Raw genomic sequence first — 14,799 nt, forward strand, 5'->3', positions numbered from 1 at the left:
CCACAGCGACACCCCGCACGTCGCCCGCGGCAGCCATGCGGCGCTCAGCGTCCGGCGCCGAGCAGGCTGTCCTTGAGCAGGGCCGCCATCAGGTCCGACTGCGTCACCATGCCCACCACGATGCCGCCGGCGTCCACCACCGGCACGTGATGCAGCCCGCCATCGCAGAACGCCTGCGCCAGTTCGATCATCGGCTGGTCGGGGCGCGCCGTGAGCACGGCCGGGGTCATGCGGTCGGCCACGCGCTGGCGCGGGCCGGCGGCGTCGCGGCCGAGCAGGTGGTCGGTGGCGCTCAGCATGCCGCGCAGGCGCCGTTGTTCGTCCACCACCGGCAGCGCCTTGATGCGATGGCGGGCCAGCAGGTCCCAGGCGTCCTCCAGCGCCTGCCCCGGCTGCACGGCAACGACATCGCGCGACATGATGTCGGCGCAGCGCGGTTCGCCGAAGCGGCGCCGGTAGGCGTGCTGCTCGGCGGCGATCAGGATGGCTTCGAGGTCGTCTTCCTCGATGTCGAGGAACTCGCCGCGCTCGGCCAGGGCCTGGTCCAGGTCGGCGCGCGTGATGCCGGCGCGCTGCGCGGGCGGCGGGTCGGCGGTGCCGTGTCCCGGCGCCGCTTCGGGCGGGCGGTGCGGATAGCGGCGGCGGGCGAGGTTGTTGAAGACCAGCGCCAGCAACAGCAGCAGCATGGAGTTGACCAGCACCGGCATCACCACGAAGCCGAAGCCGAGCGCGCGCACCGCCGGGCCGCCGAACACCGCGGTGATGGCGACGGCGCCGCTGGGCGGGTGGATGCAGCGCAGCTGGAACATCAGCGCGATGGCCACCGCCACCGCCACGCCCGCGGCCAGGCCGGGGGCCGGAATCCATTGCGCGCAGGCCACGCCCACCAGGGCCGCCACCAGGTTGCCGCCGATGATCGACCACGGCTGCGCCAGCGGGCTCGACGGCACCGCGAACAGCAGCACGGCGGAGGCGCCCATCGGGGCGACGAACCAGGGATTGAAGCCGGCCAGCAGATGCCGGCTGATCCACTCGGTGCAGAACAGCCCGAGCAGCGCGCCGGCGCAGGACTTGATGCGCTCGCGGCGGCTGGCCGCGATCGGCATGGGCAGGAAGGTGCGCAGCCACGCGGCGGTGCGCTGGGGGGCGAGCGGCAGGGAAGTGGAGGGCGGCACGGTACGGCGGGGAGGATCGGGAGAGGGCGTCGGCGAAATATATCAGAAGATGATATAAGTCGCCGGCGCCCGCACCTGCCGCGGCAGGCAGGTGCCCGCACCGCCACCCCGGCCGGCGCGCACGCGGCGCACCGGCCACACGTCAGCGTCAGTTGGCGCTGATGGTCAGCACCAGCGTGCTCTGCGTGCTCAGGCCGGCGGAATCGGTCGCGCTGAGGACCAGCGTGTAGGTCCCGGCCACCGGGTTCGTCCAGTTGAGCAGGATCCCCTGCCCGCTGGCGGCGAAGGTCATGCTGGGCGGCGCGCCCGAAATCCTCACCAGGATGGCGCTCGCGCCCGGGTCCGACACGCCGATCACGCCGCTCAGGGCCCGGCCCGCCACGCCGCGGATCGGCGCCGCGGAGAGCACCGGCCCGATCGGCCTGGTGGAGACCTGCACCGTCAGCACGGCGCTGCCGCTCTTGCCGGTGGTGGTGTCCTTGGCGGTCACCGTCACGCTGTACTTGCCGGCCACCGGCGAGGCCCAGGAGAGCACGCCCGCGCTGCTGATCGTCATGCCGGACGGTGCCCCGCTCAGCGCGAAGGTGACCGGATCCGATGCGCTGAACTGGACCTGGAAGCGCAGCGCGCTGCCCGGCTGGGCCGCGACCGTCGTGGCCTCCACCACGGGCGCCGGGGGCGCGGCGATGCCGATGGTGGCGGTGGCGTGGCCGGCGCTGCCGGTGACCTTGTCGGTCGCCGTCACGGTGACGGCGTAGCTGCCCGCCACCGGCTGAGGCCAGCTGATCAGGCCCGCCGCGCTGACGCTCATGCCCGCCGGCGCATTGGCCAGCGACCAGGTGACCGCGTCCGGCGCGCTCACCGCCATGGTGAAGCTCAGCGCGCTGCCGGCCGTGCCATTCACGGTCACCGGCGTGACCACCGGTGCCGGCGGCTGGGCATTCGCCGTCAACGACGTCAGCAGGCTCGACACATTGGGCGTGCCCAGGCCCGAGGGCTGGTCATAGCCGGTGTGCGCCGCGCAGGTGGCGCAAGCGCCGTCGCTGCCCTGCGTGATGTCGCGGAAGGCCGCGGCATAGGCGCCGGCGTTGGCCCCGACGTTGCCATAGAGCAGCGTCTGCGCCAGGCCCAGCGGCGCCTTGCCGCCTTGCGCGCGCAAGGCGTTGGCGATGGCCGCGATGGCGGCCCACTGGGGCGTGGCGAGGCTGGTGCCGCCGACGCTGTACCAGCTGGCGGTCGACCCTCCCGGCGGGATGACCGCCACGTACTGCCCGGTGTAGGGGTCGGCGTTGAACGCGACGTCGGCGACCGAGCGCATCGACAGCGAGCCGACGCCGGGCACGGCCGGCGTCTGGTACGACGGCACCGTCGTGTACTGGCTGATGCCGCCGCCGGTGCCGCTCCAGACCGACTCCGTGCGGGTGCTGCCGTTCAGCACCAGGTGCGTGCCGCCGACGCCGAGCACGTTCTTCGAGACGGATGGCCACTCCACGCCGGTGCCGCTGTCGCCGGTCGCCGCCATGTAGGTCATGTTGGTGCGCGTGAAGGCCGAGTCGACCGAACTGGTCCAGCTGCCTTCGGCGGCGCCGAAGCTCATCGAGATCACGCCCGGGCCCATGGCGTTGGCCAGGTTGATGGCGCCCAGCAGGCTGGCGGTGGAGGCGTTCGAGGCCTGGATCAGGATGATGCGGGCGAGCGGGGCGGTGGCATGGACCCACTGCACGTCGAGCGCGATCTCGGTGGCCCAGCCGGAATCGTAGGGCGGAGCGATCGAGGTCATGGCGCCGGAGCTGGTGGCATTGACCACCGAGAACTGGCACCCCCCGGTGCTCGCCGCCGGCAGCGGCAGGGTGGCGCCCGGCGCGATCGCGGTGGTGGTGCAGCCGGGCAGGCCGAATTTCTGGCTGAAGGCGGCGAGCTCGGCGGCGATATTGGGATCGCTCATGGCGTCGACGATGTAGACCGTCTGTCCGGCCCCCATCTGCGCGGCCACGCTCGCGCTCAGGCCGGTCCACGAGGCCGGCAGCGCGGGCAGGCCGTAACCCGCGCGGATCTGTGCCGGCGTGTAGGTCGTGACCGTGGTCGAGCCGCTCGCCGCCGGGGCCGCTGCCAACGGGTTGGCGGCCAGCGCCTGGGGCGTGAGCCGGGTGGTGGACGTGGCCGCCAGGGCCGCCGGGACGGCCTGCGTCGCGGCCGGCTGCAGCGCGGAAGCGGACGGGGCCAGGCTGTCGAGGTCGGCGGGCGCGGCCAGCACCACCGGCGCAAGCGAGAAGTGCGGCGTCAGCGCCGCGCTGGCGACGTCGGCCGCAAGCGGCGTCAGGGTGATGCTGGTCGACGTGGCGGGGGCCGCGGCATTGCCCGAGCCGTCGGTGCTGCCGCCGCAGGCGGACAGCAGCGCAGGCAGCAGCAGCGGCACCAGGGCGGATATCGGAGCCGGCAGCAGCGGGCGCTTCGGCAGGGCGGGGCGCTTCATGGGCGGACTCCCGCGGGCGGTTGCACCGGAATCACCAGCACCGGCGGCGCGGCATCGGAAGCGGCATGCGCGGGCGCGCGGCGGACCCAGCCGCCCGCACATTGCTGCACCTCGGGGTAGTAGCCTTCCGGCGCCTGGCACCAGAGCTGCTGGGCGGCGGGCGCCTGGGCCTGCACCGCCGGCGGCGGCGCGTCGGCCGCGCAGCCTCCGGCGAGGGCCGCCGCGGCGAGCGCGCTGCCGCCGGCGACGACCGTCTGGCGCCAGCCGAGCCGGGCCAGCGAATGGCTTGCGCTGGTGCCGCTGGCGTCGGGCGCCGGCGTGGTGGCGGGGGAGTGAACCGTGTCGGGGGCGGGAATCGCCTGTTCCGGGGCGGGCGCGATGCCCGCGTCAATCTGGCTGTGCCTCATGGTGTCTCACCGGGTTTGCCATCGAGGTCGATGGCTGGGTCGGCGCGGCACCGGCCGTCCGCAGCGGACGGCTGCCGGTGTCGTGCGCGGGGAAGATGGCGTGCAGGAAAGCGGGTGCTGCGCAGGTGGCGGGCAATGTGTGGCACCGCCAGGCACGGGATGGCCGGACTCGCATGCAAAACAGGCGTCGCGCGGCATGTGGATTCCTCGTGGTGGTGTGGCCCTGGCGCACGCTAGGGATATCGGCGGGCGGGGCAGGGTCTGTAGGCCTGCGTGCTGGATCGCACCGAGGGCTTCGCTGGGCGTTCGTGAGCCGGATCACACCGAGGGCTTCGCTGGATGTGGCACCTTGCTGAACCACCCCTCTCCCCCGCCCTCTCCGTGCGGGGAGAGGGAGCCAAGACCTCGTGCTTGGCCGGCGGTGTTGGCGCATCGTTTTGGCTCTATTCAGCGCGAGGGGATTCGCACCGCGCCGGTCTGCTCCCCTCTCCCGCTTGCGGGAGAGGGGCCGGGGGAGAGGGCAGGCGCTGGCCGACCGCGGCGGCTTCCGCTATCGAATTCCGCCGCAGACTTCCGCTACTTCTTCGTCAACCGGTCCACCAGGCTCTTGGCTTTCTGCTCGTTGCGCCGCTCCTGCTCGGCCTTTTCCGCCGGCGTGAGCGCGGCGGTGTTGCAGCCGTTGGCGTAGGTGGGGAAGCGGCTGGCGCATTGCGCGGCCAGTTGCTTGGCGCGGTTCCAGTCGCCGGCCTGGCCGTAGAAGCGGATCGCATCGGGCCAGGCGGCCGGCGCGTCGTTGAAGTAGGTGAAGCCCTGGTCCATCACCGTCTGCGCCGCGCGGCCCTGGCCGGAGCCGAGCAGGCCGTTGGCGCGTGTCACGTAGACGGTCCAGGCGCGGTCCGGCTCGGATTGCAGGTTGCGGTCGAGCACCATGGCGGCGCGCTGCATCTGCATGCCGTTGCCGCCCGGGCCGATCTCGGCCAGGCTCAGCGTCAGCAGCGGCAGCGCCTGGCGTGCGGTCGGGCCCGAGGCGGCGTCCAGCGCCAGCTTGCGCGCGCGGACGAAATCCTGGGCCTGCAGCGCGCCCTGGGCATCGGCCGCGAGCTGGTAGTTCTTCAGCGTGGCGGCGCTGCGCTTCTGCGCCAGGGCGCGCGTCCACGGCTCCACGCTCGGGCGCGGGCGCGGCCTGCCGGCCATCAGCGGCATTACCTGCGCGGTCAGCGAGTCGAGGCGCGCGCTGGTCGACGGGTGCGACTCGGTGAACTGGCCCCACAGGTCGCGCACGCCGCTGTCCACGCTCTGGAACAGGCCGGCGGTGCCCGATTCGAGCGAGGCCTGCATCTCGCGCATGGCGTGGTTGACGGCGTCGTTGCCCTGCGCGGCGCTCTTCTTGCGCGCGTTGTCGGCGGCGGCCAGCTTGACCTGCTCCAGCACGCGCTGCTTCTGCGCCTCGCGGCGCGCCGCATTCTGCTGCTCCCAGGTGTCCTGGCGCTCCAGGAAAGCCTTGAAGCCCTGCGTGAAGGAGTAGCCCAGGCGCAGGCTGACGGTGGCGCCGAAGCGGTCGGCGTTCTCCTCCTGCTGGCGGCCCCAGGCCGGCACCAGCACGCCCTTGCCGAGCAGGTAGGAGGCCACCATGCTGTCGCCGATGCCCCAGCCGGTGGCATTGCCGGCCTTCTGCGCCAGCACCATGCCGACCGAGGCCCACAGCGCCATCTTGTCTGCGGTGTTGCTCGCGCCCTCGAGCTGGTGGTAGTCGAGATAGACGTGGCCGTACTCGTGCGACAGGATGGCCACGATCTCGTCTTCCGACTCGGCCGACGACAGCCAGCCGAGCGAGAGGTAGATGTTGCCGGCGCCGGTGCAGTAGGCTTCGAGGTCGTTGGAGGCGGTGATATAGACCGCGCCCGGCCAGTTCGGCACGCCGGCGGCGGTCTTGACCTTGGCCAGCAGGCCGTTGAGGTAGGCCTGCATCTCGGGCATCTCGACCAGGCCATTGCCGCGCGCGCGCTGGTTGCGCACGTCCTGCGCGGCATCGGGCCAGGTGCGGCCGGTGGGCACCGGCGGCAGCTCGCCGGTGGTGACGACGAAGCTGTCGCCGCCCGGCAGCGTGGCGCAGGCGCTGGCCAGCAGTGCCGCGGCAGCCGCCAGCGCGGTGGCGCGCAGCAGGCGCGTCCAGCCCCTCATGCGTGCCATGCGCGCCATGCGGCCATGGCGCGCCAGGTTCTTGCCGGCTCGCATGGGCTCAGCGGCAAGCGTTCTCGCCGGCACCCGGGGTGGAGCCGGTGGGGCTGTTATTGGTCTTGCCCTGGGTCACGGTGGCGTCGCAGGCCGCCTTGGCGGCGCGCGCCACGCGCACGGTCATGCCGTCGACCCAGTAGTCGCGGCCGCCCACGCGCACGCGGTAGAAGTCGTCCTTGGCCTCCAGGATGGCCCAGGGCAGGTTGTCGGCGGCCACCGTCTGTGCGGCGTTGGCATCGCCCGGATGCGCATACAGCGGCAGCGGCTTCTGCACGGCGGCGGTGACCTGGCCCAGGGTGGCCGGCGTGGCGGCCTGCGCGGCCTGCATGGCGGTGGCGGACAGGCCGGCCAGCAGCGACAGCGAGGCGGCGGCAAGCGTTTGGCGGAGGGCAAAGCGGCGCATGGTTCTACTCCGAGTGGTGCGATTCAGGAAGCGGCGGCTCGTCCGGGTCTTCGCCCAGGGCGACATCGGTGATCTTGCGGGTCCAGCCCAGCCATTCGGCGGCCAGCGCCATGGCGGCGAGGTCGACCACCGGCAGGGTGCCGATGTCGAGCACGCCTTGCGCCAGCAGGATCACCAGCAGGATCACCGCGGTGGAAAAAACGATGCGGCCGAGCTGGCGCGCCAGGAAGTCGGTCAGGCGGCCGGCGGCCAGCAGCGCCTCGGCCAGCAGGTGCTGCGGCGTCCAGCGGGCATGGCCGCGCGCGATCGCTTCGAGCGCATGGCGGCGGCGCGCCAGCCAGGCACGCGCCGCGCGCCACCAGCGCCGGCCCAGCCAGGCGTGGCGCCGCGCCGGGGCGTCGTTGCCGCCGTGGCCGGCGGACAGCAGGTAGCGCCGGTGCAGCAGCCAGTGCGCCAGGATCACCACCGCCGTGCCCAGCAAGGCCAGGCGCCAGGGCGGCAGCAGTTCCCATTCCAGCGCGCGCTTGTAGCGGGTGCCGTAGGTCAGCAGGTTGTCGAGCGCCATCGCATGCAGGAACACGCCCGGGATGGGGCCATGCACCGGCGAGGCCACCAGGTCGTTGGAGCCGGCCATGGAAGTGCCGATCAGCACGAAGCGGCCGTCCAGGCGCTCGCGCAGCGTGCGCTCGTCGGCCTCGCTCGACGGCTTGAGCTGGCGCATGGCCAGCGCGCGGCTGTAGGGGCAGATCGGCTGGTAGGCTTCCTTGCCTTGCCAGAGCGCGCGCAGCGGCGCCGGCAGGACCTCGGCCAGGCCGGAGGAAGGGCGGCACCACTCGGCGTAGCGCGGCAGGTCGCCGTTGCGCACGCCCCAGACCAGGGCCATCGGCTCCTCCTCGCGCGCCAGCCGCAGGCCGCCGGCATCCTCGGCCATCGCCAATGCCGCGCTGCGCGCGGGCTGGCCGGCGCCGTGGCCGGCCTCGCCGCCGGGCGCGGCACCCTTCCCGGCGCCTTCGCCGGCATGGCTGCCGGCATGGCTGCCGGCATGGGCGCCGGCGTCGCTACCCGCGTGGCCGCCTTCATGACCTTCCGCCTCGCGCCACAGCGGATAGCTCCACACCAGGCGGTCGATGCGGTCCGCCTCGTAGTCCACGCCCACCAGCTGGAAGCACGGCGCCTCGCCGGGCGGCGTTTCCAGCCCCGGCCGCAGGGCCAGCTTGCCGTCGGGGCCGGGCAGCGCGGCCAGGAACACCGGCACGCCGCGGTCGCGCAACCGGCACAGTGACTGCACCAGGGCGGGCAGGGTGGCATCGTCGCGCGCCTGGGTGAAGGTGATGTCGAGGAAGATCGCGCGCGGCTTGTAGACCTGCCCCAGCACCGACAGCCAGCGTGCATGGGTGCGGTAGGGCACCGGCCAGCCCTGGCCCAGTTCGGTCAGCGAGGCGTCGTCGATCAGCAGCACGGTGACGTCGTCGCGGTGGGTAGAGGGATAGAAGGCGCCGACCAGCGCGCTCTGCAGGCGCGCGGTGACATGGGTGATGGCGTCGCTGGACGGCACCACCTTGGGAATGCCCCACAGCATCAGGAAGGAGATCACCAGCGCCACCGGCAGCGAGAAGGCGAAGCGCGTGGCGGGTTTGTGCGGAGCGGTCCGGTCCTGGTCGCCGGCTTCCGGCAGGGCGCCGGCGGCGGCCGGCGCGGCGTGGGAGTGGTGCGAACTGGGCACGTGCTTCTTCTTGTGTCTTGTTGCGGCTCCCGCCATGGCGCCGGCGGCCTGGCTCGGGCCGGAGTGCCAAATGTGTCAGAAGCGATATCAATGCGGGCAATGTGCGCCATCATACTATCGCGGACATTACAAATGCTTACATTTGCCGCCGCTGTGGCATGGCGCCGACACCTCGGCGGGCGGCCCCGGCATGTCGCCGCGGTCTGCGCAGATATATCATGCCATGATATATTTAGACGCTTCCGGCCGATGCGCCGCGCCTCGGTCCCCAGGGCGGGCGCCGTGCCGCGCCAGCCGGCGCCCTTGCACGACTCCCGCCCTCTCCAGCCGTCCGCACCTAGCCATGTCCTCCCTGCCGCCCCCCGTGCCGTCCTCCCCGCCGTCTTGCCACCCGCCTGCCGCGCCACCGATCTCCAGGCGCGACTACCACGTCGACCGCCGCATGCTGCTGCTGGCCGGCGTGGCGCTGGGCATCGGCGCCGTCAGCACGCTGGCGGCGGACGTGCTGCTCAAGCTGATCCGCTTCTTCACCAACCTGTTCTTCTTCCAGTCGCTGTCGCTGGCCGAGCGTTCGCCCGCGGGCCACGCGCCGGGCGCCTGGGTGATTGCCGTGCCGGTGCTGGGCGGCCTCGTCGTCGGCCTGATGGCGCGCTACGGCAGCGACAAGATCCGCGGCCATGGCATCCCGGAGGCCATCGAGGCGGTGCTGTTCGGCAAGAGCAAGATGTCGCCGCGCGTGGCGGTGCTCAAGCCGCTGGCCTCGGGCATCGTGATCGGCAGCGGCGGCCCCTTCGGCGCCGAAGGGCCGATCATCATGACCGGCGGCTCGATCGCCTCGCTGCTGGCCCAGTACCTGCACCTGACAGCCGCCGAGCGCAAGACGCTGCTGGTGGCCGGCGCCTGTGCCGGCATGACCGCCATCTTCGGCACGCCGGTGGCGGCGGTGCTGCTGGGCGTGGAACTGCTGCTGTTCGAACTGCGCCCGCGCAGCCTGCTGCCGGTGGCGCTCGCCTGCGGCGTGGCCGGCTTCCTGCGGCCCTGGCTGTTCGAGGCGGGGCCGCTGTTCCCGCTGCAGACGGCGCCGGCATCCACGCTGGCGCTGGCCTCCTGCGTGGTGGCCGGCCTGCTGAGCGGCGTGCTCGGCGCGGTGCTCACGCTGGGGCTGTACAAGGTGGAAGATGCCTTCGGCAAGCTGCGCCTGCACTGGATGTGGTGGCCCGCCCTGGGCGGCCTGGCGGTCGGCATCGGCGGCTACTTCGTGCCGCGCGCGCTGGGCGTGGGCTATGACGTCATCGGCGACCTGCTCAACCATCGCCTGCTGCTGGAGGCCGCACTGGCGCTGCTCGCGGTCAAGGCAGTGATCTGGGTGATCGCGCTCGGCTCGGGTACCTCCGGCGGCGTGCTGGCGCCGCTGCTGATGCTCGGCGCCGGCCTCGGCACGGTGCTGTCGCCCTGGCTGCCGGGCGGCTCGCCGCAGCTATGGGCGCTGGTGTGCATGGCGGGGGTGCTGGGCAGCGTGCTGGGCGCGCCGCTCACCGCCATCGTGTTCGCCTTCGGCCTCACGCGCGACAGCGAGGCGCTGCTGCCGCTGCTGCTCACCACGGCAGTGGCCTATGGCCTGACGGCGCTGCTGATGAAGCGCTCCATCATGACCGAGAAGATCGCCCGGCGCGGCCTGCACATCTACCGCGAATACAGCGTCGACCCGCTCGCGCGCCAGCATGTGGCGGACCTGATGACGCGCGAGGTGATCTGGATCGACGGGGGCCTGACCCTGGCCCAGGCCGCGCAGGCCTACTTCGGCGAGCACGCCGCGCATCGCGGCTACCCGGTGGTGCAGGACGGCCGCGTGCTGGGCCTGCTGGACCGCGCCCTGCTGCGCGGGCGCGAGCAGGAGGGTACGCCCTGCGCCGCGCTGTTCGCCGGCGCGGCCGCGCCGGCCGTGCTGCTGCCGGAAGAGACGGCGCGCGCGGCGGCGGGGCGCATGGCGGCCCTGGGCGTGGGCCGGCTGGCGGTGGTGGACGATGCGCGGTCGATGCGGCTGGCCGGCATCGTGTCCCTGCGCGACCTGCTGCGCCCGAGCCGGCATCTGTGGCTGGAGGAGACGCAGCGCGAACGGCTGCGCGGCGGGGGTGGCGGCAGTGCCAGCGCCGCGGGCGAGGCGGCGTCGGCGGTGAGCTGAAGCCGCCGGCTCAGATCATCCCCGTCAGGTGCTGCACCAGCAGGCTGCTCACCGCCACGCTGCACCACACCACCAGGCCTAGCAGCAGGGGCTTCCAGCCCGCGCGGCGCAGGCGCTGCACGTCGGTGCTCAGGCCGATGCCGGCCAGGGCCAGCACGATCATGAACGGCGCGAGCTGGCGGATCGCCGCGGTCAGGGCGGGCGGCAGCCATTCATTGACCACCGAGGCCAGCACGAACAGCACGATGAACCAGGGTACGTTCTTGTGCAGCGGCACGGCGGCGCCGCCCCGCCCGCGGCTGAAGAGCAGGCCCAGGACCAGCGTGACGGGCACGATCATCATGGCGCGGGTCAGCTTGACGATGGTGGCGTACTCGCCGGCGAAGTTGTTCCAGGCGTAGGCCGCCGCCACCACCGATGAGGTGTCGTTGATGGCGGTGCCCGCCCACAGGCCGAAGCCGGTGTCGGACATGCCGAAGTGCCGGCCCAGCGCCGGGAAGATCATCACCGCGACGATATTGAACAGGAAGATGGTCGACAGCGCGTAGGCGGTGTCATGGTCGTCGGGACGCAGCACCGGCGTGATGGCCGCGATCGCCGAGCCGCCGCAGATGGCGGTGCCGGCGCCGATCAGGATCTTCAGCTTCTCGGGGATGTGCAGCAGCTTGCCCACCGCCAGCGCCACCGCGAAGGCCACGGCCAGCGTGATCAGGGAGACGGGCAGGGAGGTCAGCCCGGTGCGCACCACCTCATGGATCGGCAAGCTGAAGCCCAGCCCCACGATCGAATACTGCAGCACCTGCTTGGAAGCGAACTGCAGGCCAGGCTGCAGCGCCGCGCCCGGCTGGTAGACGCTGCGGCAGCCCAGGCCCAGCAGCATGGCGATCACCGCCCCGCCCAGCAAGGGGAAGAGATGGCCCAGGAACATGGCAGGAACGGCGATGGCGATCACCAGGGCCAGGCCGGGGGCTTTACCGCTGAGAAGCTTGTTATGCATGGTCGTCGGCTTATGTTCGAATTTTGCATAACGTTATTTGTTTTATGTCTAAGGAGACAAACGAATAAAGTTTCTATCTTCTATCTGAAAAATCGATAAGAAGGCTGGAAAAAGTCGACTATAGGGCGCTCAGCCGGCGCGATTCGACCATGCCAGGCGGATCAGCGCCGGGGCGTCTGCCATTCGGGAGGGGGAATTCTGCGGAGATGGCGGCGCAGCTGTACGCCGCGGGGGGGGGGGGCTGGGGGTCGGGTCGACGGGTTCCGCAGGGCCCGCCCAGCGGCCACGCCCCGTCCGGCCGGCGCGCATGGGCATCCGGATCGGCTGGCCGGGGTCCGGTGCGTTGCCAGCGGGCCGCTGCCGGGCCGGCGCGCTGACACGATGCTGACCTGTGCTGGCGCCTGCCTTCGGCACGCATGAGGCGGCCTTACGGTTGACAGGGTAAGTCCTAGTGTGTCGATGTGGCGAGCCGGCCGTTTCTGAAATGCATTTGAAAGCCTTGCTTGCGATAAATGCGCGCGACAAGTCAATAAGAAGGGATACGCGTGTTGAAGCGGATGACGTCTGCCGGCCTCGCGACGGGGATGCTGGCATTGCTGGCCCAGTTCGGCCAGCCGGTTTTTGCTGTGGAGCTGAATGGGGATACCGACCCGGGCGCCGCCATGCGCGCGGGGAAACGCGTGCGCGAAGCCGGCGGCTGGGGCCGCAGCGGCGGCAGCGCCGCGCCGGCTTCGGCGGCGGCAGCCGCTCCGGCAAGCGCCGCTGGTGCGCCGGCTGGCGCCGACGGCAGCGTGGCCAACGGTGTGATCGGCCCTGGCTTCTCCTTGTGGGAACTGACGCAGGAACTGCGCGCCAACAACCCGCAGCTGATCCAGGCGCGCGCGCTGTACCAGGCCGCCAAGGCCCAGGTGCCGCAGATCGCCGCGCCCAACAACCCGCAGGTCGGCTTCATCTGGAACAACCTGCCCAAGAACAGCCCGCTGGCCTTTGCCCGCGCCGAGCAGTTCAGCTACACGCTGACGCAGTCCTTCCCCTTCCCCGGCAAGAAGGCGCTGGCGGCGGAGATCGCCGACACCCAGGCCGAGTCGCTGGACGCGCAGCGCGATGCGCTGTTCCTGCAGCTCTACGCCCAGCTCAGTACCACCTATTTCCAGGCGCTGTCGCAGAAGGCCCAGCTCGAGGTGCTGCGGCTCAACCTGAAGCGGCTCGAACAGGTCAAGCAGGTGGCGCGCATCCGCTATGCCAACAACGCCGCCGGCTACGTCGACTACCTGAACGCGCAGGTGGCGCAGAGCAGCGCGCAGAACGATGCCTTCACGCTGGAGCGGCAGTACGAGAACGGCCTGAAGTCGATCAACACGCTGATCGGCAAGGCGCCGGCCTTCCCGCTGGAACTGCGCCAGGACAGCAGCGCGACGCGGCTGCCGGCCGCGCCGCTGCCGGAGCTGGAGGAGATGGCGCTGCGCGAGCACCCGGGCGTGCGCGCCTCGCGCTACCTGGTGGAGGCCGCCGAGAAGGGCGTGCGGCTGGCGCGCAAGGCCTACCTGCCGGACTTCCAGGTGATCGGCACCTTCAACGGCAACAATCCGCCGCTGGGCTTCCGGCCGGCCAGCTACGGCATCGAATTCGACATCATCATTCCCCTGTTCTTCTTCACCAAGGAACGCTACGGGGTGGATGAGGCGGTGGCCAACAAGGTGGCCTCCGACGCCAACGAACAATCCGTGCGCCAGCAGACCCTGCTGGGCGTGAACACCGCGCACAACACCCTGCGCCAGGCCGTCAACCAGATGGAGTTCCTGCGCCGCCGGCAGCTTCCCGAGGCGATGGCCGCCTACAAGATGGCCTTCACCAACTACGCCAACAACAACGCCGCTTTCACCGACCTGCTGACGGCCAGCACCGCCTTGAAGAACGCGGAGCTGGCGGTGGCGCAGGCGGAGGCGGACGCGCGCCAGGCGTACTACACGCTGGCGGCGGCGGTGGGGCGGGAATCTCTTTGATGGAATGCAGGATTAGCGGGATCTGAGCGGATGAACAAGAACCTGATGATGGGCGCCGGCCTGGTGGTGGCGCTGGCATGCGGCGCCGTGGGCGGCAATTTCTGGGCGCAGCGCAATGCCGGACAGGTGCCGGGCGCTGCCGGCAAGCCGACGGCGCTGGCCGACGCGGCGGCCGGACAGGCCGCGCAGCCGCGCGCGCGCGCCATCCCCACCACGCTGGCGCTGCCCGAAGGCGGCTTCGACCCGAAGATCGTGCAGAGCGCGACCTTCAGCGCGCAGCCGGTGCGGGTGGACATGCCGACGCCGGGCCGGCTGGCCTACAACGTGCAGCAGGCCAAGCTGGCCTCGGCGCGGGTGGCGGGCCGGGTGGAACGCATCCTGGTGTACGAGGGCGCCAAGGTGCGCGCCGGCCAGCCGCTGGCCGAGCTGTACTCGCCCGAGTACATCGCGGCGCAGAACGAGTTCCTGCTGTCGCACAACGCCTACCACACCTTGTCGGGCAGCGACCTGAAGGAGCTGCTGGACGATGCGCGCCAGACCATGCAGTCGGCCGAGAACAAGCTGCGCGTGCTGGGCGCGAGCAGCGAGGACATCGCGCGCATCCGCGAGCGCGGCACGGTCAGCGAGACGCTGACGATCCGGGCGCCGATCAGCGGCACCATCGTCAAGCGTGAGATGGACCAGGGTTCCTACCTGAACGTGGGCGACGCGCTGATGAGCGTGATCGACACCAGCTCGGTCTGGTTCACCGGCAACCTGTACGAGCACGATATCCGCAACGTCAAGCTGGGCCAGGCCATCGAGATCGAGACGGCGGCCTACCCGGGGCGGCGCTACACCGGCCGGGTGAGCTTCATCGCGCCGAACGTCGATGCCGACACGCATACGCTGCAGGTGCGCTGCGACGTGCCCAACCCGGACGGGCTGCTCAAGCCGGAGATGTACGCCACCGCGCGCATCGTGACCGGCAGCCGGCAGGCGCTGGTGGTGCCGCAGTCGGCCATCGTCAAGGACCAGGGCAAGCTGGTGCTGCTGACGCAGCCGGACGCGCAGCACGTGCGCCGGCAGGTGGTGCAGGGCATGCCGCACGGCGACGGCATGTTCGCCGTGACCGACGGCGTGCCGCTGGCGCAGCCGCTCAAGGTGTTCACGCAAGGGGGCATGCTGCTCAACGAGATGCTGCTCAAGCAGGAGTCCTGAG

At 71.5% G+C, this 14,799-nt stretch carries 10 protein-coding genes; 3 read left to right on the forward strand and 7 right to left on the reverse strand.

Features of this window, described 5'->3' with window-relative positions; all coding sequences use genetic code 11:
- Positions 1 to 44: 44 nt before the first annotated feature.
- The 6 genes from BKK80_RS05320 to BKK80_RS36230 form a co-directional block, all read right to left on the reverse strand.
- Entirely contained in the window at positions 45 to 1,106 is a 1,062-nt protein-coding gene (locus BKK80_RS05320; protein ID WP_084545630.1) for an HPP family protein, read from the reverse strand.
- 217 nt (positions 1,107 to 1,323) lie between these two features.
- Positions 1,324 to 3,648 carry a S53 family peptidase gene (locus BKK80_RS05325; protein WP_071068678.1) on the reverse strand — a complete coding sequence of 775 codons (2,325 nt, stop codon included), beginning with the start codon at positions 3,646 to 3,648 and terminating at the stop codon, positions 1,324 to 1,326.
- On the reverse strand, positions 3,645 to 4,055 hold the full coding sequence (locus tag BKK80_RS05330) for a hypothetical protein (RefSeq protein WP_231907981.1): 411 nt from the start codon (positions 4,053 to 4,055) through the stop codon (positions 3,645 to 3,647). Before BKK80_RS05330 ends, BKK80_RS05325 begins: the two co-directional genes overlap by 4 nt.
- A 576-nt stretch (positions 4,056 to 4,631) precedes the next feature.
- The gene (locus BKK80_RS05335; protein ID WP_236903721.1) at positions 4,632 to 6,290 is read right to left on the reverse strand and encodes a M48 family metalloprotease; all 1,659 of its coding nucleotides are present in this window, start codon (positions 6,288 to 6,290) and stop codon (positions 4,632 to 4,634) included.
- Positions 6,291 to 6,294: 4 nt separating this feature from the next.
- Positions 6,295 to 6,693, reverse strand: a complete 399-nt coding sequence (locus BKK80_RS05340; RefSeq protein WP_071011357.1) for a hypothetical protein — start codon at positions 6,691 to 6,693, stop codon at positions 6,295 to 6,297.
- Positions 6,694 to 6,697: 4 nt separating this feature from the next.
- The gene (locus BKK80_RS36230; RefSeq protein WP_071068679.1) at positions 6,698 to 8,416 is read right to left on the reverse strand and encodes a CHASE2 domain-containing protein; all 1,719 of its coding nucleotides are present in this window, start codon (positions 8,414 to 8,416) and stop codon (positions 6,698 to 6,700) included.
- A 442-nt stretch (positions 8,417 to 8,858) separates the two neighbouring features.
- On the opposite strand from BKK80_RS36230, the gene BKK80_RS05350 reads away from it, so the two are divergent.
- A complete protein-coding gene (locus BKK80_RS05350; RefSeq protein ID WP_236903744.1) occupies positions 8,859 to 10,598 on the forward strand; it encodes a chloride channel protein in 1,740 nt (579 codons plus the stop codon).
- Positions 10,599 to 10,608: 10 nt separating this feature from the next.
- Here the strand turns inward: BKK80_RS05350 and BKK80_RS05355 are convergent, their stop codons facing one another.
- Positions 10,609 to 11,595: a YeiH family protein gene (locus BKK80_RS05355; RefSeq protein ID WP_071068680.1), complete on the reverse strand. Its 987-nt coding sequence runs from the start codon at positions 11,593 to 11,595 to the stop codon at positions 10,609 to 10,611.
- A gap of 584 nt (positions 11,596 to 12,179) precedes the next feature.
- Between BKK80_RS05355 and BKK80_RS05360 the strand changes: the two genes are divergently transcribed.
- A complete protein-coding gene (locus BKK80_RS05360; RefSeq protein WP_236903722.1) occupies positions 12,180 to 13,598 on the forward strand; it encodes a TolC family protein in 1,419 nt (472 codons plus the stop codon).
- A gap of 30 nt (positions 13,599 to 13,628) precedes the next feature.
- On the forward strand, positions 13,629 to 14,798 hold the full coding sequence (locus tag BKK80_RS05365) for an efflux RND transporter periplasmic adaptor subunit (protein ID WP_071068681.1): 1,170 nt from the start codon (positions 13,629 to 13,631) through the stop codon (positions 14,796 to 14,798).
- Position 14,799: the final 1 nt, after the last annotated feature.

It is taken from the genome of Cupriavidus malaysiensis (assembly GCF_001854325.1).
Taxonomy (GTDB): Bacteria; Pseudomonadota; Gammaproteobacteria; order Burkholderiales; family Burkholderiaceae; genus Cupriavidus; species Cupriavidus malaysiensis.

Coding starts and splice junctions, on each gene's coding strand:
- BKK80_RS05320 (WP_084545630.1), bottom strand. CDS start 1,106: ATGCCGATCGCGGCCAGCCGCCGCGAGCGCATCAAGTCCTGCGCCGGC.
- BKK80_RS05325 (WP_071068678.1), bottom strand. CDS start 3,648: ATGAAGCGCCCCGCCCTGCCGAAGCGCCCGCTGCTGCCGGCTCCGATA.
- BKK80_RS05330 (WP_231907981.1), bottom strand. CDS start 4,055: ATGAGGCACAGCCAGATTGACGCGGGCATCGCGCCCGCCCCGGAACAG.
- BKK80_RS05335 (WP_236903721.1), bottom strand. CDS start 6,290: ATGCGAGCCGGCAAGAACCTGGCGCGCCATGGCCGCATGGCGCGCATG.
- BKK80_RS05340 (WP_071011357.1), bottom strand. CDS start 6,693: ATGCGCCGCTTTGCCCTCCGCCAAACGCTTGCCGCCGCCTCGCTGTCG.
- BKK80_RS05350 (WP_236903744.1), top strand. CDS start 8,859: ATGCTGCTGCTGGCCGGCGTGGCGCTGGGCATCGGCGCCGTCAGCACG.
- BKK80_RS05355 (WP_071068680.1), bottom strand. CDS start 11,595: ATGCATAACAAGCTTCTCAGCGGTAAAGCCCCCGGCCTGGCCCTGGTG.
- BKK80_RS05360 (WP_236903722.1), top strand. CDS start 12,180: ATGCTGGCATTGCTGGCCCAGTTCGGCCAGCCGGTTTTTGCTGTGGAG.
- BKK80_RS05365 (WP_071068681.1), top strand. CDS start 13,629: ATGAACAAGAACCTGATGATGGGCGCCGGCCTGGTGGTGGCGCTGGCA.